Origin of the sequence: Bradyrhizobium sp. SZCCHNS1022 (assembly GCF_032484835.1) — a bacterium.
GTDB lineage: Bacteria > Pseudomonadota > Alphaproteobacteria > Rhizobiales > Xanthobacteraceae > Bradyrhizobium.
Genome location: NZ_JAUETT010000001.1, coordinates 619810 through 640720 on the forward strand (window position 1 = coordinate 619810; position 20911 = coordinate 640720).

Below are 20911 nucleotides of genomic sequence, written 5' to 3' on the forward strand. Positions count from 1 at the left end.
ATGACGATTCTATCGGTCGGCGCCAGTCCGGCGGGACGGCGCGCATTTGACGACGTTTTTGGCGGGCTCGCTGCCAGTGCCCTCACCATCACCTACGGCCTATCTTACGCGCTCCTGATCTTCGCCGGGCCGCTGGCCCCCTATCTGGGTCAGGGGCTGGGCATCACCTTCATCGTCTCCGCGGTGCTGGCGCTGGTCCTCGCCTTCGGCAGCTCGCTGCGTTTCGCGATCGGCGCGCCGGACAGCTCGACGGCCGCAGTAACAGCGATCCTCACCTCGTCGCTGATCGACCGGATCGTCGCGGTCGACCCCAATGCATCGATCTTCGCACCGGCCGTCATCACGTTCGGCCTCACCAGCATCGCGACCGGTCTCGTCCTCTGCGGCTGCGGCATGAGCCGGCTCGGGCGCGCCATTCGCTACGTGCCCTATCCCGTCGTTGGCGGCTTCCTCGGCGCCACCGGCGCGCTGATCGTGTTCGGCGCGATCCGCGTCATCACCGGCCAACGGCTACAACTGGGCTCGCTCGCCTCGTTCGCCAATCCGCAGACCGCCTACCAGCTCACCGCGGCGCTCGCGATGGCGCTTCTGCTCTATTTGACCTGGCATCGCTCGCGCAGTCCGTTCGGGCTTCCGGCGATCCTGGTCGCGGTCACCCTGGCCACGCATGTCGGGTTCCGGCTTGCCGGCATTTCCCCGGCGGATGCGCAAGCGATGGGTTGGACCTTCCAGCCACCCGGGCAAGCCTCGTTCGTCTGGGGCTGGGACCTGCATGCGCTCGCCCAGTATCCATGGCACATGTTACCCGACATGTCCGGCGATCTGATCGCAGTCGCCTTCGTCACCGCGGCGAGCACGCTGTTCAATACTGCTGGCATCGAGGTCGCAACCCATCGCGAGGCCGATATCGAGCGCGAGCTCACCGCCACCGGTATCGCCAACATCCTGTCCGGCCTGCTCGGCGGCTATACCGGCTGCATCTCGATCAGCCGGACCATTCTCAATTTCAAGGCCGGCGGAAGCGGTCGCCTCTCCGGCGTGACGGTCGCAGCCGTCTCGGTTCTGATGCTGGTACTCGCTCCGTCGTTGCTCGGCTACATGCCCAAATTCGTGCTCGGCGGGCTCCTACTCTATCTCGGTGCCGATACGCTGCACAAATGGGCCGTGCAATCGCGGCGGCGATTGTCCCGTACCGACTATGTATCGCTGCTTGCGATCATCCTGATCATCCTGCAATGGGGCTTCATCGCCGGGATCCTGATCGGGGTCCTGATCGGATGCATCGCTTTTGCGCTCAGTGCTTCGCGCATCAATTCGATCAAATACAGCTTCGATGGCACCGAATATCGCTCTTCGCTCGATCGTTCGCGCCACGACCAGGCGCTGCTTGCTACGCACGGCAGCGAGATCCAGGGTCTCAATCTGCAGAGCTACCTGTTCTTCGGCTCGGCGAACCGACTCTACCAGTACGTCAAGGCGTTGCTCATGCGCCGGCCCGAATGCCGCTTCCTGGTGTTCGACTTCAAGCTCGTAACAGGGATCGATTCTTCGGCTGCCTATAGCTTCGCCCAAATCAAGCGGGTGGCGCAGGAGCGCGGTATCAAGCTGGTGCTCGTACATGTGCCGCCCGCCGTCGAACGCGCGCTGCGCGCCAGCGAGTTCATTACACCGGACGTCGCGATCGCGCCGGAGCTCGATCATGCGTTGGAATGGTGCGAAGACGCGATCATTTCGCGCCACCAGGGACATCCGCGGGAAGAAGCATCCCTGCGCGACTGGTTCGCCCAGATCTTGGGTAGCCAGGAGGAGGCCTCTGAGCTGATGCATCGTTGCGAGCGGCTCGAGGTAGCTGCCGGCAGCACGATCGTTCGCGCCGGCGACGCCGCCGACTCCATGCACTTCATCCTGGACGGCCGCGTCGGCGTGATGATCCCGGCCGAGCATGCCGGCGCCACCCGGGTGCGCAGCCTCGGCCGCTACACCACGATCGGCGAGATGGGCCTGGTCGCGCACACGCCGCGCAGTGCCACGATCCAGGCCGAGACCGACAGCGTTCTCTACGTCCTGACGACGCGACAGTTCGAGGCCATCACGCGCGACCGGCCGGCGCTGGGGCAAAAGCTGCTGGTCTATTTCGTCACCGTGATGGCCGAGCGCTTGAGCTTCGCCAACCGCGCCATCGCGGTGCTGCGGCGATAGGCCGCGCGGCTGCGAGGGGCCGGGCGACGGAGCTTAATTGCTCGTTAACCTAGCCGGCATAATCGGGTCATTGTCACGGTTTGTAACGACCAGAAACATTGAGAAAAGAGCTTCCGAGCTCTTTGCATCGCACATGGCCGTCGTCCAAAGCACCAGCCGGATATCTCCCGCCATGGAGCGGATGTATCACCAGAGCAATCTGCTCGGTGAATGGAAAGGCACTTGGACCGCCAACAATCAGACCGTCAGCTTCAAGGTGGTGAACATCCGCGGCTCCCAGGCCGTGGTTGAATACACCCACAATGGACGGACCGAGCGCGGCATCGGCACGGTCAACGGCTCAACCATCGACTTCGGCTCAGTCACGCTCGGGACCAAGAACGGCAAAAAGGCGGTATTGCTGTTCTCGGCCGGCGGCGGCAAGGCGACCGCGCTGCTCGACAAGCAGTCGCCGGCTGCCGACCAGAGCAACCTGACCGGCAGCTGGGCAGGCTATTCGGCCAACAACGGCAAGAGCGCCAGCTTTCGCGTGCTCTCGGTCAGCGGCAACGAGGCCCAGGTCAGCGTCACCACGGACGGCATCACGCGCCAGGGCACCGGGATCGTGTACAAGAATGTCATCATGTTCGGGCAGTCGCAGATCTCGACCGACGACGGCAAGAACGGCAAGGTCATCTACCAGATCGGGAACAAGTCCTACATGGTTCCGGTGAGCAAGCTTCCGAAGTCGGCCTGAGCTGAGCTCAAACGCCCGCCATCATCACATATTTGATCTCGAGATATTCCTCGATGCCGTGATGCGAGCCTTCGCGGCCGAGGCCACTCTCCTTGACGCCGCCGAACGGCGCGACCTCGGTGGTGATCAGGCCGGTGTTGACGCCGACCATGCCGGACTCCAGCGCTTCCGCCACTCGCCAGACCCGGCCGAGATCGCGGGCGTAGAAGTAGGACGCAAGACCGAACGGCGAGGCGTTGCACATCGCGATCACGTCCGCTTCGTCCTTGAAGCGGATCACGGGTGCGAGCGGGCCAAAGGTTTCCTCGCGCGCCACCAGCGCATCGGCCTTCACATTCGACAGCACAGTCGGCTCGAAGAAGGTTCGCCCCAATGAAGAGCGCTTGCCACCGGTGACGACCTTGGCGCCACCGCCCACCGCATCGGCAATGTGGCGTTCGACCTTCTCCACCGCTTCCGCATTGATCAGCGGCCCCTGCACCACGCCGGGCTCGGTGCCATCGCCGATCTTCATCGCCGCCACTTTCGCCGCGAGCTTCTCGACGAAAGCGTCGTAGATCTTGTCCTGCGCATAGAGGCGGTTGGCGCAGACGCAGGTCTGGCCCATGTTGCGGTATTTCGAGACGATGGCGCCCTCGACCGCTGCATCCAGGTCGGCATCGTCGAACACGATGAAAGGCGCGTTGCCGCCGAGCTCGAGCCCGAGCTTCTTCACCGTGCCGGCCGACTGGCGATACAGGATCTTGCCGACCTCGGTCGATCCGGTGAAGCCGACGAAGCGCACCGCCGGATGCTCGCACAACACCTTGCCGATCGGCGGCGCATCGCCGGTGATGATGTTGAACACGCCCTTCGGCACGCCGGCGCGCTCGGCCAGAACGGCCAGAGCCAGCGCGCTCAGCGGCGTTTCGTTGGCCGGCTTGAGCACCACGGTGCAGCCCGCGGCCAGCGCCGGCGACACCTTGCGGGTGATCATCGAGTTCGGGAAATTCCAGGGCGTGATGGCGCCGCACACGCCGATCGGCTGCTTGATCGCGAGCAGGCGCGCGTCGGGCTTCTGCGTCGGAATAGTCTCGCCATAGACCCGCCGTGCTTCCTCGGCGAAAAACTCGATATAGGCCGCACCGATGTCGACCTCGCCGAGCGCCTCGGCCAGCGGCTTGCCCTGTTCGGAGGTCAGGATCAGCGCGAGATCCTCGCGGTTGGCTGCGATCAGCTCGAACCATTTGCGCAGGATGTTCGAGCGCTGCTTCGCGGTCAGCTTCGCCCAGGCCGGAAAGGCTAGCGCGGCAGCCTCGACCGCCTTCGTCGCATCGTCAGGCCCGAGCTGGGCGACCTTCGCGAGCTCGGCCCCTGTCGCGGGATTGTTCACGGCGAACACCGGCGAGCCGACCCACGCGCCATCGATGTAGCACTGTTCGCGCAACAGCGAGGGGTCCTTCAGACGGTCCCGCAAGTTCTGCTGTGACGACTGAGATGCGCGTGCGGCGGCGGTCGGGGTCATGAGCGGTCTCCTCACAGGGTGCGGATTTTGCGCGAATATAACGGCGACGACGCCATTACGCACCGCGCAAATGCGCAGAGCACCTCAGCCGACCAGATGCGGCCTCAGGCCGCGCCGCTCAGATAGATCTCACGCTGCCCGATCATCCGCTCGGCCGCGGCCTTGGCGTCGGCCTTGGTCGAGGTCGCACAGGTGCGGTATTCGAGATCGGGCAGCGACGCAGGATCGCGCCGTCCAAACCAGGACTTCGGGCCGACGGGCAGCAGTGCCAAAGCCTGCGCCACATTGTCGACCGCTCCGAACGAATGCAGCGCTCCGGTGGCGGCGACGCGGACTTCGTAGATGCCGGGCGTGATCGGCGCTTCGATATTGTCGCCGCGGCCCGGTCTCGGGTACCGCTTCCATTCGCTCCAGGTCGAGATCATCTTGCCCCCTCATGACGGTCGTCGTCGCCAGTCTGTCTCATTGCCGCCGCAACTGCCGGCCTTGCCGAACTCATTGACACACAGATAGTTTCAAGGCGCCCCACGCCAAGCGCGGCCGGCGCATGACGCCCATGCACCGCGGCGATTACGACCGTAGCCACAATTCCCTCGAACTCTAAAAGTCCGTGGCTCGTCTTCCCGTCGGCGCTTTCGCTGTCGCATCATCACGAGATCGCGACCGGTCGCCCTTCCGGGAGTTCTTGCCGAGCAGCACGGGCGAGACAACAATCGCCTTACCAAAAATCAAAACAGCGGGAGGACCTCATGCAGAACCAGACAGACATCGATCGGCTGCTGCGCCAGAAGGCCGATGCCGGCGCTATTCCCGGCGTGGTCGCCGTCGCGGCCAGCGGGAGCGAGGTGATCTATCAGGGCGCGTTCGGCAAACGGGACCTGGGCAAGGACGATCCAATGACCACGGATAGCGTGTTCTGGATCGCCTCGATGACCAAGGCGATCACCTGCGCCGGCGCGATGCAACTGGTGGAGCAGGGACGGCTGTCCTTGGATGCACCGATCGGCCGAGTCTTGCCGGACCTTGCCGCGCCGCAGGTGCTGGAAGGTTTCGATGCCAAGGGCGATCCCATCCTGCGCCCCGCAAAGGCTGAGATCACACTGCGCCAGCTCATGACCCACACGGCAGGCTTCTGCTATGACATGTGGAACGGCGACATGGTCGCCTATGCAGAGAAGGCTGGACTGCCCGGAATCATCAGCTGCAAGAACGATGCGCTGAAGACGCCGCTTGCCTCCGATCCCGGCACGCGCTGGGAATATGGCATCAACATCGATTTCGTCGGCAAGGCGATCGAGGCCGTGACCGGTCAGAAGCTCGATGCCTACCTGCATAAAAATCTGTTCGCCCCGCTCGGCATGACCGACACCGGGTTCAAGCTCGGCCCGTCGCAACGCGAGCGGCTGGTCGCCATGCACGCGCGTGGTGCGGACGGCGCGCTGGCGTCGATCCCGTTCGAGATGGAACAGGAGCCGGAATTCCACATGGGCGGAGGCGGGCTCTACGGCACCGCGGGCGACTACATCAAGTTCACACAGATGATCCTGAACAAGGGCCGCGGCAACGGCAACCAAGTGCTCAAGCCGGAGACCGTCGGCACGATGTGCGAGAATCACATCGGCGAGCTGGAAATGACCAAGATGGTCGCGGCGGTCCCCGGCGTGACCAACGATGTCGATCTCTATCCGGATATCGTCAAGAAGTGGGGCTTGAGCTTCATGATCACCACGGCCCGCACTCCGGAAGGGCGGAGCGCCGGGAGCCTCGCCTGGGCCGGACTTGCCAACACCTATTACTGGATCGATCCCGCGCGCGACGTGACGGGCGTGATCCTGATGCAGGTGCTGCCGTTTGCGGACAAGGAGTGCCTCGAAGCCTTCGCCGGCTTCGAGCGCGGCATCTATGCCGGGCTCGATGCGGCGGGCGGCAAGCAGGCGGCGTGACCTTCCGGGGTCATCATGGCCGGGCTCGATCCGCCTGCGCGGCCAAAGCCGACTCGGCGAGGCCGCGGCCCGGCCACCGACGCACGAGCATAGAGCGAAGACGTTGATGCCCGGGACCAGCCCGGGCATCACGTGCCAGGATCGGCAGCTTCAAGTTTTCCGTCTAAACCGGCAGACCGTTTTGCTCGGCAAGCTCTTTCAGCGAGAGCTGCGGCCGCGCGCCAATATGTTGGATCACCTCGGCGGCGGCGAGGCCGCCAAGCCGGCCGGCGTTCTCATAGCCAGCCTGGCGCACCAGGCCGAACAGGAATCCGGCCGCGAACAGATCGCCCGCGCCGGTGCTGTCGATGAGATTGTCGATCGAAAACGCCGGCACCGAGATCACGCCATCGTTCGAGACGACGACGCATCCCTTTTCGCTGCGGGTGACGATGCCGAGCGTGGCGTCCTCACGCAGCTGCTTCAGCGCGCCGTCGAAATCCGAGGTCTGATACAGCGAGTGCAGCTCGGCCTCGTTGGCGAACACGATATCGACGGTGCCACCGCGCATCAGGTCAAGAAACTCGCCGCGATAACGATCGACGCAAAACGCGTCCGACAAGGTCAGCGCGACCTCGCGTCCCGCGTCATGCGCGATGGCAGCAGCCTTCACGAACGCATCCTTGGCATCCTTCGGATCCCACAAATAGCCTTCGAGGTAGGTGATGCGCGACGCCGCAATCTGCCCGGCATCGATATCGTTGGGCGTCAGCTTCTGGGCCGCGCCGAGATAGGTGTTCATGGTGCGCTCGCCGTCCGGCGTCACCAGGATGTAGGTGCAGCCGGTGGCCGGGCCGTCCGCGGCAGGCAGGGTGTCGAACACCACGCCAGCGGAGCGGATGTCGTGGGTGTACATCTTGCCGATCTGGTCGTCCTTGACCTTGCCGACATAGGCGGTGCGCGCACCGAAGCTCGCGAGCCCTACGATGGTATTCGCAGCCGATCCCCCGGACATCTCCGTGGCCGGACCCATGTCGCGGTAGATTGCGGCCGCCCTCGCCTCGTCGATCAGGGTCATGCTGCCCTTGGCCATGCTGTGCTTGGCGAGAAAACCTTCGTCGGTCTGCGCCAGCACGTCGAAAATGGCGTTACCGATCGCGAGAACGTCGAACTTTGCGTCAGTCATCCACCGGCCCCGTCTGCGGCGATTGCGAAAGGCTGGGGCCTATCACAAGCTGTGCTGCTATAGAAGCCCGATGATCCGATCTTTTCTCACCATGGCTTCGGGGACACTGGCCTCGCGGCTGCTCGGCTTCGTCAGGGACTCGTTGATGGCCGCGCTACTCGGCACCGGCCCCGTCGCCGACGCCTTTCTTGCCGCGTTCCAACTGGTCAACGTCATCCGCAGATTGCTGACCGAGGGTGCGCTCAACGCTGCGCTGGTGCCGGCCTGGCTGCGACTGCGTCAGAACGAAGGCGCGGCCGCGGCGGCCGCCTTCGCCGGCCGTGTGCTCGCCACGTTCAGCGCCGGAGTTGTCGCCACCGCAGCGCTGCTGGCACTCCTAATGCCAGTCGTCATGACCGTGCTCGCGCCCGGCTTCGCGGGCGAGGTGACACTGACCATCGCCGTCGATGACGCCCGGCTGATGCTGCCCTATCTCGCCTTTGCCGGACCTTCGACGGTGCTGCTCGCGCTCGCGAGTACCCACGGGCGCTTTGCGCTGACGGCGTTTTCGCCGCTATTGTTCAATCTCGTGCTGGTCGCCGCGACGATCGCGCTGCTCGTCGTGCCCGGCGAGCCGGCGTTTGCGGCTTCGATGCTGGCGGCCACCGTCGGTGTCGCCGGCCTGCTGCAGCTCCTGATCCTCTTGCTGCGCCGGGGCCGCAATGACGCAAGACCATTGCGCATCTCGCTCGATCCCGAGCTTCGCGCTTTCATCGGCAAGGCGCTTCCTGGCATGATCGCCAGCGCGGCGCCGCAGTTGCTTGCAGTGGCAGGAGCGATCATTGCCTCGGCGCAGAGCTCGGCGGTGTCCTGGCTCTATTTCGCCAACCGCCTGATCGAACTACCGCTCGGCATTGTCGGCGTCGCGATGGGGACCGTATTGGTGCCGGAGCTGACGCGCGCCGTCCATGCAGGCGACAAGACGGCCATCGCACATGCGCAATCGCGCGGCATCGAACTCACGATCGGCCTGGCTCTGCCTGCAACCCTGGGACTGATGCTGCTCAGCCATCCCATCGTCGCCTTGCTGTTCGAGCATGGCGCGTTCACCCCCGAGGATACGGCCGCCACTTCGGGCATCCTGATGTGGCTTGCGGCGGCGCTGCCTGCGCAGGTCCTCACCAAAGCACTCGCGCCCGGCTTCTTCGCGCGCAACGACACGCAGACACCGCTGCGAGCCACCTTGATCGGGTCCGGCGCCGCGATCGCGCTGGGCTTCCTGCTCGGGCAAGTCCTGGGTGCCGGCGGCATCGCGGCGGGGCTGGCGCTCGGCGCCTGGGCCAATACGCTGGTGCTGATCCGGCGCGGCGCGGCACGCCTGGGCTTTGCGATCCAGCCGGCGTCACGGCGCCGGCTGCCGCGCATCGTGCTCGCCGCCATCATCATGGGCGGCGCGCTTTGGCTCGCAACGACGGTCACGGGCGCGCACCCTCCACAGCATGTTCTGAGCCGGGCGACCGTCCTGCTGGCGCTGATTGCGACGGCGGTGGCCGTCTACGGCGTGCTGCTTCGGGTACTCGGCGTCATCGGCTGGCGCGAAACCATCCGGGCGATCCGGCAAAAGCCGCCCCGCGACTTGCACGTTTAGGGCGCTCGTGCCAAACGACGCTGCAAATCTGCAGGGAATATCGACCATGGCCTTCGTGGAACGGGTTTTTTCGGGCGTCCAGCCAACCGGCAATCTGCATCTCGGCAATTATCTCGGCGCCATCGTCAACTTCGTGAAGATGCAGGAGACCCACAACTGCATCTATTGCGTCGTCGACATGCACGCGATCACGATGCCGGTCGATGTATGGGGCGGCCCGGCGGAACTGCCCCGCGCCACGCGCGAGGTGACGGCGGCATTCATTGCAGCCGGCATCGACCCGAAGAAGCATATCGTCTTCAACCAGAGCCAGGTCTCGGGCCATGCCGAGCTCGCCTGGATCTTCAACTGTGTCGCGCGCATCGGTTGGCTCAACCGCATGACCCAGTTCAAGGAGAAGGCCGGCAAGGACCGCGAGAACGCCTCGGTCGGCCTCTACGACTACCCGGTGCTGATGGCGGCCGACATCCTGCTCTACCGCGCCACCCATGTGCCCGTCGGCGAAGACCAGAAGCAGCACATGGAGCTGGCGCGCGACATCGCACAGAAGTTCAACAATGATTTCGGCGAGTCCATCCGCAGCAACGGCTTTGGCGACGGCGTGTTTTTTCCGATGCCGGAACCGTTGATCCAAGGGCCGGCGACGCGCGTGATGTCGCTGCGCGACGGAACCAAGAAGATGTCGAAGTCTGATGCCTCGGACTATTCGCGCATCAACTTGACGGATGATGCGGACACGATCGCGCAGAAGATCCGTAAGGCAAAGACCGATCCGGAGCCGTTGCCGACCGAGGAGAAGGGTCTGGAACCACGACCCGAGGCCGACAATCTGGTCGGCATCTACGCCGCGCTGTCGAACCGCAGCAAGGCGGACGTCTTGCGCGAATTCGGCGGCGGTCAATTCTCCAGCTTCAAGAACGCGCTGGTGGAGCTGTGCGTGGCCGAGCTCGCGCCGATCGCGGCCGAGATGAAGCGGCTCACGGCGGACCCCGGCTACGTGGATTCCGTTCTGGTCGACGGCGGCGAGCGCGCGATGGCGATCGCCAGCGAGACGATGCAGACGGCCAAGGACATCGTCGGCTTCATTCGCAAGCGCTGAACCTCGGCGGCATGAGGGCCGCCCTCGCGCCCGAGGGCAGCCCTCCCAAAGCGGCGCCGGTTATGGCAGCATGATGCCGTTTGACGTCGGACGACCTCGAGCGAGCGAAGCATCGATGTCCCCTCAGCGGCAGAGCTATCAGACCGGGCACACGCCGAAATGCCTCGTTGTCGTCGACGACAGCGCAGAGTGGGACCGCGCGCTGCGCTATGCGAGCCGCTGGGCGATCCGCAGCAGCGGCGGCATCGTGATGCTGCGCATCATCGAGACCGAGGACCAGAACCAGCAATGGCTGGGTGTCGCCGACCTCATGCGGGCGGAGGCCCATGACGAGGCGAACGCCGCGCTGGATCGCGGCACGGCGCTGGCGGCTGCCGCCGGCGCCAGACCGCCGGAACGGGTCATTCGCGAAGGCGACCCCACCGAGCAGATCCTGACCACGATCGAAGCCGATGCCGACATTGCGGTTCTGGTTTTGGCGGCCAATTCCGGCGCGGAGGGGCCAGGTCCCCTGATCACGCAAGTCACCAATACCGTCGGCACGTTCCCGATTCCGGTGCTGATCGTGCCGGGCGACCTCAAGGATGCCGAGATCGACGCGCTGGCATAGCCGGCCTGCTGTCTTGATCGTGCGCCCGCAGGCGCCATCTGATAGAGAAGCCCCCACACGCCGGCCTTGAACCGGCGCTGCCGGAGAAAACCATGTTCATCCAGACCGAAGCTACCCCCAATCCCGCAACATTGAAGTTCATCCCGGGCCGCCTCGTACTCGAGACCGGTACGATGGAGTTCAACAGCCGAGACGCCGCCGCGCGTTCGCCGCTCGCCGCGCGCCTGTTCGACGTCGAAGGCATTACCGGGGTCTTTTACGGCGCCGACTTCATCACGGTGACCAAGGACGGCGGCGAGTGGCAGCACCTCAAGCCGGCGATCCTCGGCGCCATCATGGAGCACTACATGTCGGGCGCACCGCTGCTCGCCGACGGCAGCGTAGCCAATGACGAACTCGCCGACGAAGACGACGAATTCTACGATGAGGCCGATGCCGAGACGGTCGACATCATCAAGGACCTGATCGAAACGCGCGTGCGTCCTGCGGTCGCCAATGACGGCGGCGACATCACCTTCCGCGGCTTCAAGGACGGCATCGTCTATCTCAACATGAAGGGGGCCTGCTCCGGCTGCCCGTCGTCGACCGCGACGCTGCAACACGGCATCCAGAACCTGCTGCGGCACTTCGTGCCCGAAGTGGTCGAAGTCCGCCCAATGTAAGAAGGCCATTGGGGAGCTGCGTCCATTCGCCGCTCCCCAATCGCTCCCCGCCCGCCGGCGAACATCTTCAAGCGGCCGTTCGCCCGCAGAATCTTGGCTTAATCCCCCATATTTTCAACCATTTAGACTTCCATCGGGCGCACCGAGGTGCGATATTGAGCCCGTTCTATTCAGTAAGAATAACGAACTTTACCGCATTGGCCTCAGAGATGAGGCGTCCGCCGCCCCGACTCGGGGCGACAACCACACCGACACGATGTTGATTCTCGCCATCGATACCGCACTGGATCATTGCGCTGCCGCGGTGCTCGACACGGATACGGGCAAGATGCGCGCCCTCGAATCACAGCCGATGAAACGCGGTCATGCCGAGGCGCTGATGCCCATGATCGCACGCCTCATGGAGCGGTCGGGGATGTCCTTCGCGGCGCTCGATCGCATCGCCGTCACGACGGGCCCTGGCAGCTTTACCGGGCTGCGCGTCGGCCTGTCGGCCGCGCGCGGCATTGCGCTGGCCGCCGACAAGCCGGTAGTCGGCGTCACCACATTGTCGGCCTATGCGGCTCCTGTCGTCAGCGAGGATGGCCCGCATCCCGTGATCTCGGCGATCGATGCCCGCCATGATCAGGTCTATTACCAAGTGGTCGCCGGCAGCGGCGACGAACTCGTCGCACCGCAGGTGGCGCCGGTCAGCGAGGCGCTGGCCGCCGCGCGGTTTGGTGCAGTGCATCTGGTCGGCAACGCTGCCCAGCTCTTGGCCGAACGCTGGCCGATCGATGCCGAGCCTCCAGTGAGTGTCCAGACGCAGGCCGCGCCCGACATCACGTGGATCGCCTGGCTCGGGGCCGCGGCGGATCCCGAGCGCGCGAGCGCCCGCCCATTCTACTTGCGGGCCCCTGACGTCAAGCTCCCTGCAGAAATACCGCACGCGGCCGCGCAGACGGCAACGTCGTGATGGGCTGGCTTTCACTGTTGTGCGGGGGCGGCAAGCCGGCGGTCGAGGCTGCCTCATTGCGCGATGCAGCGAAGCTCGCGCAGATCCATGCTGCGTCATTCCACCGCGGCTGGGGCGAGAGCGAGTTCGAGGCCATGCTCGCCGAGCGCAACACACTGGTGCACCGCCTGAGGCTGCGACGGCGCACCGTCGGCTTCATCGTCTCGCGCATCGGCGCCGACGAAGCCGAGATTTTATCCGTCGCACTTGACCCAAATCAGCGCGGCCGCGGATTTTCTCGTCATCTGCTGTTGACGCATCTGGGTCATTTAGCGGGCCGCGGCGTACGGACGGTGTTCCTCGAAGTCGAAGAGAACAACCAGCCAGCGCGACGTCTCTACGAACGGGCCGGATTTGCGACCGTGGGGCGGCGCGAACGCTATTATCTGCAGCCCGGCGGGGAACAACTGAATGCACTTCTGATGCGCCGGGACTTGTCGTAGTATGAGCTTGGTGGCAGAAAGCGGACCCCTTAAGGCGAGAGACCATGACGTCCTTGAAAACCGTTACACCCGTGCTGCAATCCTCCGATATCGAGGCGCGCTGCGCCGCGACCGGTATGCGCATGACGGAGCAGCGCCGCGTCATCGCGCGCGTGCTGGCCGAAGCAGCTGACCATCCCGATGTCGAGGAACTATACCGGCGCTGCGTCGCAGTGGACGACAAGATCTCGATCTCGACCGTCTATCGTACCGTCAAGCTGTTCGAAGATGCCGGTATCATCGAGCGGCACGATTTCCGCGAAGGCCGCGCTCGCTATGAGCAGATGCGCGACAGCCACCACGATCACCTGATCAATCTGCGCGACGGCAAGGTGATAGAGTTCACCTCCGAAGAAATCGAGAAGCTGCAGGCGGAGATCGCGCGCAAGCTCGGCTACAAGCTGGTCGACCACCGGCTCGAGCTGTATTGCGTTCCGCTCGAAGAGGAAACGAGCAACTGATCCGGCCATCTTCCGTCGCACCTGTCGATCTCGTCATTTTTGATTGCGACGGCGTCTTGGTCGACAGCGAGGTGATCTCCTGTCAGGCCCACGCCGACGTACTCAGCCAATGCGGCTATCCGATCACGGCCGATCAGGTGTTCGATCGCTTCCTGGGCCGCTCCGCCAAGCAGGCGCGCCTGGAAATCGAGGCCGAATTGGGGCGCAGCCTGCCGGACAACTTCAACGTGCTGCTGCAGGAGCGGCTGTTCGGCGCGTTCGAGGCCGACCTTCGGGCCATCGAAGGGATCGCGCACGCGCTCGATGCGCTCGATGTGCCGGCCTGCGTCGCTTCCTCCGGTTCGCACCAGCGCATGCGGGTCAGCCTGGGCGCCACGCGCCTCTATGACCGCTTTGCACCGCATATCTTCTCCTCCTCGCAGGTCCAGAACGGCAAGCCCGCTCCCGACCTGTTCCTGTTCGCGGCCGCACAAATGCGGGCCGCCCCTGGCCGCTGCCTCGTCGTCGAAGACAGCGTAGCGGGCGTGACCGGCGCGGTGGCCGCCGGGATGACCGTGTTCGGGTTCTACGGCGGCAGCCATTGCCGGCCCGACCATGGCGCGACCCTGCAGGCGGCGGGCGCGCACTTGACCTTTGACGATATGGCGAAATTGCCGGCCTTGCTCGGCCAATTGGGCGCCAAAAACGCCCCGATCGCTGGATTTTCAGCCGGTTAGACTATATCTGAGGCCGCATCGGGTTTGGCGCCGGATAGGTGCCGTATTCACCGCGAATCAGGATCCAACCAAGCGGGATTTATGACGCCGCCGCGCAAGCTGCATATCAAGTCCTATGGCTGCCAGATGAACGTCTACGATGCCCAGCGCATGGTGGATACGCTTCAGCCTGAGGGCTTTGTCGAGACCGCAAGCGCTGAGGACGCCGATCTGGTGATCCTCAACACCTGCCACATCCGCGAGAAGGCGTCCGAGAAGGTCTATTCGGAACTCGGCCGGCTGCGGCTCGCCAAGGACGAGGCGGCGCGGGGCGGCCGCACCATGCGGATCGCGGTAGCCGGATGCGTGGCCCAGGCCGAAGGCGAGGAGATCGTTGCGCGTGCGCCGGTCGTCGACATCGTGGTCGGCCCACAGAGCTACCACCACCTGCCCGATCTCCTGAAGCGTGCCGGCGGCGGGGAACGCGCCATCGCCACTGAATTTCCCGCCGACGACAAGTTCGGCTACCTCGCCAAGCCCAAGCCCGAGACCATCCGCGCGCGCGGCGTCTCGGCTTTCGTGACGGTGCAGGAGGGCTGCGACAAGTTCTGCACCTTCTGTGTGGTGCCCTATACGCGCGGCAGCGAAATGTCGCGCCCGGTCGGCAGGATCGTCGACGAGATCAGAGACCTCACCGAGAACGGGGTGCGCGAGATCACCCTGATCGGGCAGAACGTGAATGCCTATCATGGCGAGGGCCCTGACGGGCGGAGTTGGACGCTCGGCCGGCTGTTGTACCGGCTTGCCGAGATTCCGGGGCTCGCACGGATCCGCTATTCCACGAGCCACCCGAACGACGTCGACGACAGCCTGATTGCCGCGCATCGCGACCTGCCGGCTTTGATGCCCTTCATCCATCTGCCGGTGCAATCCGGCTCGGACCGGATCTTGGCGGCGATGAGCCGCAAACACCGGGCGATCGATTATCACAAAGTCATCGACCGGTTCCGGGCGGCGCGCCAAGATATTGCATTTTCATCGGATTTCATCGTCGGTTTCCCGGGCGAGACCGAGGAAGATTTTCGCGCCACTCTCGCGCTTGTCGCACAAATCGGCTACGCTGCGGCGTATTCCTTCAAATATTCGCCGCGACCGGGCACGCCGGCGGCGGAGATTCGGGAGACGGTGTCTTTAAGCGAGATGGACGCGCGATTGGAGCGACTCCAGGCCTTGATCGACAGCCAGCAATCGGCCTTCAACAAGGCCGCGATCGGTACGGTTGTCGATGTGCTGTTTGAGCGGCCAGCGCGCAATCCCGGACAGATCGTCGGCCGCACCGCCTATCTGCAGCCCGCACACGTGATGGCCTCACCTGACATCATTGGGCAGGTACTGCCGATCAGAATCGACAGCCTGGAGCGCTACAGCCTGCTCGGTGAGCTCACAAGCCCGGCCGCGCCGCAGAACACGCAGGCTGCGGCATCCCCCGTCATCATCGGAGCCTGACCCCTTGCCCAAGAGCGCATCGGATTCCTCCTCGCTCGCTCCAAGCCGCAAGTTCGATCGCAACATGTCCATTCCACCCGAGGCACAGGTCGTCATCGATTTTGACGACAATCGCGCAGCTTCCGCGCTGGTCGGCCCCTACGGCCAGAATCTCGCTCTGATCGAGCGGAGGCTGGGAGTCGTGGTGGATTCCCGCGGCAACCACATCACCATCGGCGGCTCGCGTGATGGCTGCGATGCGGCACGGCGCGTGCTGGAATCGCTCTACGCCCAGGCGGTGCAGGGTCATGATCTCGGACAGGGCGATGTCGATGGTGCGATCCGCGCCGTGGTCGCGCAAGGCTCGCTGTTCGAGTTCGACGCCAAGGGCGCGAAGTCCGGCTTCGAGAGCATCAATTTGCGCAAGCGGCCGGTACGGGCGCGCACCGCCGCGCAGGATTCCTACATCCGCGCCTTGAAGCGCCATGAGCTCGTGTTCGGCGTTGGACCTGCCGGCACCGGCAAGACCTGGCTCGCGGTTGCGCATGCCGCACAGCTGTTCGAGCGCAAGGAGGTCGATCGCATCATCCTGTCGCGCCCGGCGGTGGAAGCCGGCGAACGGCTCGGCTTCCTGCCCGGTGATCTGCGCGAGAAGGTCGATCCCTACCTGCGGCCGATCTATGACGCGCTCTACGACCTGATGGATGCGCGGATCGTCGAGCGGGCGCTCCAAGCCGGCGAGATCGAGATCGCCCCGCTCGCCTTCATGCGCGGGCGCACGCTGACCAATGCCGCCATCATTCTGGACGAGGCGCAGAACACCACGTCCATGCAGATGAAGATGTTCCTAACCCGGCTCGGCGAGAACAGCCGGATGATCATCACCGGCGATCCGTCGCAGGTCGACCTGCCGAACGGGCAGACATCGGGCCTTGCGGAAGCCGCGCGGCTGCTGGACGGCGTCGACGGCATTGCACAGGTGAAATTCACCGGCGAAGACGTCATTCGCCATGAGCTGGTGGCGCGCATCGTCGCCGCCTATGAGGGCGCCAAGGAGCGCTGACGCGGGAGCAAGGATGCCAAGCGCACGTCATCAAATCAGCGTCCGCTTCGCACAGACCCAAAGCCGAGATGCCACAAAGTATTCTTCCAACGACCGAGGTCATCGTCGCCGCCGATTGCTGGCAAGAGCAGCCAGAGGCCGAAGCCGTCATCCAGCGCGCGATCGTCGCCGCGGCTGAGACGGTCGACGCCGATGTCGGCGAAGCTGAGATTGCGGTGATGCTGACCGACGACGCCGGCATTCGCACCTTGAACAGCAATTGGCGCGGCATCGACAAGCCCACCAATGTGCTCTCTTTCCCCGCGCTGCAGCCGACGGGTCCGCGCGACGAGGACGATGCGCCGCGCATGCTCGGCGACATCGCGATCGCCTATGAGACGATGCGGCGCGAGGCGGACGAGGAGCAAAAGCCATTCGATCATCACTTGAGTCATCTCACAGTGCACGGCTTCCTGCATCTGATCGGCTACGACCACGAAACCGATGAAGAAGCCCAGGAGATGGAAACGCTCGAGCGGGAGATCCTGGCGCAGCTGGGGATTCCCGATCCCTACGCGGATCGGGAGCGGATGAATTGACGATGACGGATTCAGAGCCAATTCACGACAATCCGCGCAATACGCGCAATTTGCCGGCCGTGGTGCCGCAGGGCGAAGCCGGACGTTCGCCGAGCGACAACTGGCTGTTGCGCGCGATCCGCAGTCTGTTCGGCTGGAAGGCCGGAAATTCGGTGCGCGACGACCTTCAGGTCGTGCTCGACGCATCCACGCCGGACGATATCGGCTTCTCCGCCGTCGAGCGCACCCTGCTGCGCAACATCCTCGATCTCCATGAGCGCCGCATCGCCGACGTGATGGTGCACCGGGCCGACATCGTGGCGGTCAAGCGCGACATCCCGCTTGGCGAACTGATGAGCCTGTTCGAGAGCGCCGCGCACTCACGTCTCGTCGTCTACAACGACACGCTCGACGACCCCGAAGGCATGGTCCACATTCGCGACCTGCTCGCGTTCATGACGGCGCAGGCGCGCGTGCCCGAGGCGGTCAAGGCCAAGCGCAAGAAGCCGCTGCCGGCCGGCCTTGACCTGCGACTGGTCGATCTCGCGATGCCGCTGGCGGACGCCAACATCATCCGCAAGCTGCTCTATGTGCCGCCTTCGATGCGGGCGATCGACCTGCTTGCGCAGATGCAGGCTTCGCGCATTCACCTCGCGCTCGTCGTCGATGAATATGGCGGCACCGATGGCCTGGTCTCGATCGAGGACATCGTCGAACAGATCGTCGGCGAGATCGACGACGAGCATGATAGCGATCAGCCGCCGGCCATCGTCCGCCAGCCGGACAACTCCTTCATTGCCGACGCGCGCGCCAGCCTCGACGACGTCCGCTCCGTGATCGGGGAGGACTTTGTCACCGGAGAGGCCGGCGAGGGAGTCGAGACACTCGGCGGCTATCTCGTGAACCATGTCGGCCGGCTGCCGGTCCGTGGCGAATTGATTTCCGGACCGGGCAATTTCGAGGTCGAGGTGCTGGATGCCGATCCGCGGCGCGTCAAGCGCCTGCGCATTGCTCCGCGCAAGGACCGGCCCGCACCGCGCAGCCAGCGCGAGAGCCGGCGGCGCGAAGCGGCGCCGGACGCAGACCTTCCTGCTGAACCTGCGCAACCGCCGGATGCGGGGCAGGTACCGAACAACGACAGCAGCAGCCCGCAAGCCGGCGACGGAGCAGGCTCGCAGTGACGATGCTTTCAACGTTGCGCGGGCTTGCGCTTGGAATCATTCTGTCCTGGGGTTGGAAGCGCGCAGGCATCGCGCTCGCGGCCGGCGCGCTCTCGGCGCTCGCGATGGCGCCGTTCAATGCCTGGCCGGTGCTGTTCGTCACCTTCCCGGTGATGGTCTGGCTGACCGACGGCGCGGGCGCTGGGCGGTTCAAGGGCGTTCCGGCGGCGGCGCTGACCGGCTTCTGGTTCGGTCTCGGCTATTTCGTGCCGGGCCTTTACTGGATCGGCTACGCCTTCTTGGTCGACGCCCAGACCTTCGCCTGGCTGATGCCCTTCGCCGTGCTCGGGCTTCCCGCTTATCTCGCGCTGTTCCCGGCGCTGGGCTTTGCCGCGGCGCGGCTGGTCTGGACGCGGGGCCCCACCCGCATCCTCGCGCTCGCGGTCGGCCTGACCGCGAGCGAATGGCTGCGCGGCCACGCGCTGACCGGCTTCCCCTGGAATGCATTCGGCTACGCGTTGGCCGAGCCGCTGGCCTTGGCCCAGTCGGCCGCACTGATCGGGCTCTGGGGCATGACGCTTGTTGCGGTCGCGATCTTTGCGAGCCCCGCAGTGCTGATCGATCGCACCGCACGTAAGCGTGTCCCCTGGCATATCCCCCTCGCCGCCCTCGCCGTTCTGGCCGCCATGGGGATCTTCGGCGCCGTCCGCCTATCCCTGCACCCCACGACCTTTGCGAGCAACGTCAAGCTCCGGATCATGCAGCCGAACCTGCAGCAGGACGTCAAATTCAACTATTCGGCCAAAGCGGAGGTGATGCGCAAATACCTGGCCCTGTCGGATCGCGCGTCCGGACCTCTCGCCACGGGCGTCCGCGACACCAATATCCTGATATGGCCGGAATCAGCCTTTCCGTTCTTCCTGACCCGCGAGGCAGATGCGATGGCGCAGATCGCCGATCTGTTGCCGCCGGGCACCGCGCTGATAACCGGTTCCGTACGTGCACCAGACATGCCACCAAATGCACGAATAACGCGCGCCTATAATTCGATCTACGTGATCGACCATGAGGGCAGCGTTGTATCGCTCTACGACAAACTGCATCTGGTGCCATTCGGCGAGTATCTGCCGCTCCAGAACTTGCTGGAACGGCTGGGTCTCGAACAATTAACCAAGGTGCAGGGCGGCTTCATTCCGGGGACCGTGCGGCGCAACCTCGATGTGCCGCATGCCCCGCGCGCGCTGCCGCTGATCTGCTATGAAGCGATCTTTCCCAATGAAATAGCTAGCGAATCGAATGATCGCGCCGGCTGGATGGTCAATCTGACGAATGACGGCTGGTTCGGAATTTCGACCGGCCCCTATCAGCATCTGCAGCAGGCAAGGTGGCGCGCCATCGAGCAAGGCTTGCCGCTGGTTCGCGCGGCCAATACGGGAATTTCCGCCGTCATCGATCCATTAGGACGCGTGATCGCGCGATTAGATCTCGGGATCGAAGGCATTCTCGATTCCGCACTGCCCGCGCCCATTCCGCCAACACCTTACGCGCGCAGCGGCGATCTCGCCTTCGTGATCCTGTTCGCCCTGTCCCTCATGGTCGTGATCCGCCGAAGCGTTGCACAAAAGCTTCCATGAACGCAGCTATCGGTGTTTCTCGTCACGTCCGTAAGAATTTTTTTTGACAAGCAAAACTCCAAGTGTTGACAGATTGCCGCTGCAATTCGCATTCTCGCGCGGCAGTACGATCCCGTTCAATTCGCTGCTCACCCCGCATCGTGATTAGGACTCTGAGCAGAGTTTGACGGTATTTGCGCCTGAGGCATACTGCGGTCGCCTCATTCCCCGGGCCTCATTCAAGGAGTTGAGAGATGTCGACGAAAGCGCCCAACCCTGTTGACAAACATGTCGGCAGCCGGGTGCGGATGCGCCGTATCATGTTGGGCATGAGCCAGGAAAAGCTCGGTGAGGCTCTCGGCCTCACGTTCCAGCAGATACAGAAATACGAAAAGGGCACGAACCGGGTTGGTGCGAGCCGGATTCAGCAGATTTCCGAGGTCCTGCAGATCCCGGTGTCGTTCTTATTCGAAGGAGTTCCAACTGGCGGGACTAACGGAGAAGCCTTTGGCGAAGGTGCTTCGCCGGCCTACGTGTCCGACTTTCTTGCGACTTCCGAAGGCCTGGCCCTGACCCGCGCATTTACGCGGATCAACGATTCCAAGCTTCGCCGCAGCATTGTCGACCTCGTCGAGCAGATTGCCGACCGCGAAGCGCCCGAAGAGCGCTAGGTGTGATCAGTTAGCCCGGCTCCATATCGCCGGGCGACCCGCCCGAAGAGGCCAATAGACAAACTGCATGGAAATGATTAGAGCGCGATGGCTCCCACCGGGACATGCTATCGCGCTCTATTTGTTTTCGCGGGCATGCCTTGGCCGGCGATCCGGCGCCCGCGGCGGTTGTTGCGCCGGAATGC

Annotated in this window: 20 protein-coding genes; 17 read left to right on the forward strand and 3 right to left on the reverse strand. The window is 64.3% G+C overall.

All coding sequences use genetic code 11. The features are described from left to right. Positions 1-2199 (forward strand): SLC26A/SulP transporter family protein, encoded by a 2199-nt coding sequence (locus tag QX071_RS02740; protein ID WP_315702391.1) that lies wholly within the window; start codon positions 1-3, stop codon positions 2197-2199. Positions 2200-2332: 133 nt separating this feature from the next. After that, positions 2333-2935, forward strand: coding sequence for a hypothetical protein (locus QX071_RS02745; RefSeq protein ID WP_315702390.1), 603 nt, complete (start codon positions 2333-2335; stop codon positions 2933-2935). Positions 2936-2942: 7 nt separating this feature from the next. On the opposite strand, the gene QX071_RS02750 is transcribed toward QX071_RS02745, so the two are convergent. Together QX071_RS02750 and QX071_RS02755 are read right to left on the reverse strand one after the other, a co-directional pair. Then, positions 2943-4439, reverse strand: a complete 1497-nt coding sequence (locus tag QX071_RS02750) for an NAD-dependent succinate-semialdehyde dehydrogenase (protein WP_315702389.1) — start codon at positions 4437-4439, stop codon at positions 2943-2945. Positions 4440-4543: 104 nt separating this feature from the next. Then, positions 4544-4864 (reverse strand): hypothetical protein, encoded by a 321-nt coding sequence (locus QX071_RS02755; RefSeq protein ID WP_315702388.1) that lies wholly within the window; start codon positions 4862-4864, stop codon positions 4544-4546. 324 nt (positions 4865-5188) lie between these two features. Here QX071_RS02755 and QX071_RS02760 point away from each other — a divergent pair, with 324 nt between their 5' ends. Next, complete coding sequence (locus QX071_RS02760; RefSeq protein ID WP_315702387.1) at positions 5189-6382, forward strand: serine hydrolase domain-containing protein; 1194 nt, start codon at positions 5189-5191, stop codon at positions 6380-6382. Positions 6383-6545: 163 nt separating this feature from the next. Here QX071_RS02760 and QX071_RS02765 read toward each other — a convergent pair whose 3' ends face one another. Further along, on the reverse strand, positions 6546-7547 hold the full coding sequence (locus QX071_RS02765; protein ID WP_315702386.1) for an adenosine kinase: 1002 nt from the start codon (positions 7545-7547) through the stop codon (positions 6546-6548). A 70-nt stretch (positions 7548-7617) separates the two neighbouring features. Here QX071_RS02765 and murJ point away from each other — a divergent pair, with 70 nt between their 5' ends. The 14 genes from murJ to QX071_RS02835 all read left to right on the forward strand — a co-directional run bounded on the left by murJ (position 7618) and on the right by QX071_RS02835 (position 20726). Continuing rightward, the gene (gene murJ, locus QX071_RS02770) at positions 7618-9174 is read left to right on the forward strand and encodes a murein biosynthesis integral membrane protein MurJ (RefSeq protein WP_315702385.1); all 1557 of its coding nucleotides are present in this window, start codon (positions 7618-7620) and stop codon (positions 9172-9174) included. A 46-nt stretch (positions 9175-9220) separates the two neighbouring features. After that, on the forward strand, positions 9221-10273 hold the full coding sequence (trpS, locus tag QX071_RS02775; RefSeq protein WP_315702384.1) for a tryptophan--tRNA ligase: 1053 nt from the start codon (positions 9221-9223) through the stop codon (positions 10271-10273). 115 nt (positions 10274-10388) lie between these two features. Then, the gene (locus QX071_RS02780) at positions 10389-10883 is read left to right on the forward strand and encodes a universal stress protein (protein ID WP_315702383.1); all 495 of its coding nucleotides are present in this window, start codon (positions 10389-10391) and stop codon (positions 10881-10883) included. A 92-nt stretch (positions 10884-10975) separates the two neighbouring features. Continuing rightward, on the forward strand, positions 10976-11545 hold the full coding sequence (locus QX071_RS02785) for a NifU family protein (protein ID WP_315702382.1): 570 nt from the start codon (positions 10976-10978) through the stop codon (positions 11543-11545). Between the two features lie 256 nt (positions 11546-11801). Next, the gene (tsaB, locus tag QX071_RS02790) at positions 11802-12500 is read left to right on the forward strand and encodes a tRNA (adenosine(37)-N6)-threonylcarbamoyltransferase complex dimerization subunit type 1 TsaB (RefSeq protein WP_315702381.1); all 699 of its coding nucleotides are present in this window, start codon (positions 11802-11804) and stop codon (positions 12498-12500) included. Next, positions 12500-12982, forward strand: coding sequence for a ribosomal protein S18-alanine N-acetyltransferase (rimI, locus tag QX071_RS02795; RefSeq protein ID WP_315702380.1), 483 nt, complete (start codon positions 12500-12502; stop codon positions 12980-12982). Before tsaB ends, rimI begins: the two co-directional genes overlap by 1 nt. Positions 12983-13026: 44 nt before the next feature. Continuing rightward, positions 13027-13482: a Fur family transcriptional regulator gene (locus tag QX071_RS02800; RefSeq protein WP_315702379.1), complete on the forward strand. Its 456-nt coding sequence runs from the start codon at positions 13027-13029 to the stop codon at positions 13480-13482. Further along, positions 13482-14198, forward strand: coding sequence for an HAD family hydrolase (locus tag QX071_RS02805; RefSeq protein WP_315703150.1), 717 nt, complete (start codon positions 13482-13484; stop codon positions 14196-14198). Before QX071_RS02800 ends, QX071_RS02805 begins: the two co-directional genes overlap by 1 nt. A gap of 81 nt (positions 14199-14279) precedes the next feature. Further along, a complete protein-coding gene (miaB, locus tag QX071_RS02810; protein WP_315702378.1) occupies positions 14280-15683 on the forward strand; it encodes a tRNA (N6-isopentenyl adenosine(37)-C2)-methylthiotransferase MiaB in 1404 nt (467 codons plus the stop codon). 4 nt (positions 15684-15687) lie between these two features. After that, positions 15688-16725 carry a PhoH family protein gene (locus tag QX071_RS02815; protein ID WP_315702377.1) on the forward strand — a complete coding sequence of 346 codons (1038 nt, stop codon included), beginning with the start codon at positions 15688-15690 and terminating at the stop codon, positions 16723-16725. Positions 16726-16793: 68 nt separating this feature from the next. Continuing rightward, complete coding sequence (gene ybeY / locus QX071_RS02820) at positions 16794-17303, forward strand: rRNA maturation RNase YbeY (protein ID WP_315702376.1); 510 nt, start codon at positions 16794-16796, stop codon at positions 17301-17303. Positions 17304-17305: 2 nt separating this feature from the next. Further along, on the forward strand, positions 17306-18463 hold the full coding sequence (locus QX071_RS02825; protein ID WP_315702375.1) for a hemolysin family protein: 1158 nt from the start codon (positions 17306-17308) through the stop codon (positions 18461-18463). A 2-nt stretch (positions 18464-18465) separates the two neighbouring features. Beyond that, positions 18466-20076, forward strand: coding sequence for an apolipoprotein N-acyltransferase (gene lnt / locus QX071_RS02830; RefSeq protein WP_315703149.1), 1611 nt, complete (start codon positions 18466-18468; stop codon positions 20074-20076). 233 nt (positions 20077-20309) lie between these two features. Continuing rightward, entirely contained in the window at positions 20310-20726 is a 417-nt protein-coding gene (locus QX071_RS02835; RefSeq protein WP_315702374.1) for a helix-turn-helix transcriptional regulator, read from the forward strand. Positions 20727-20911 lie beyond the last annotated feature (185 nt).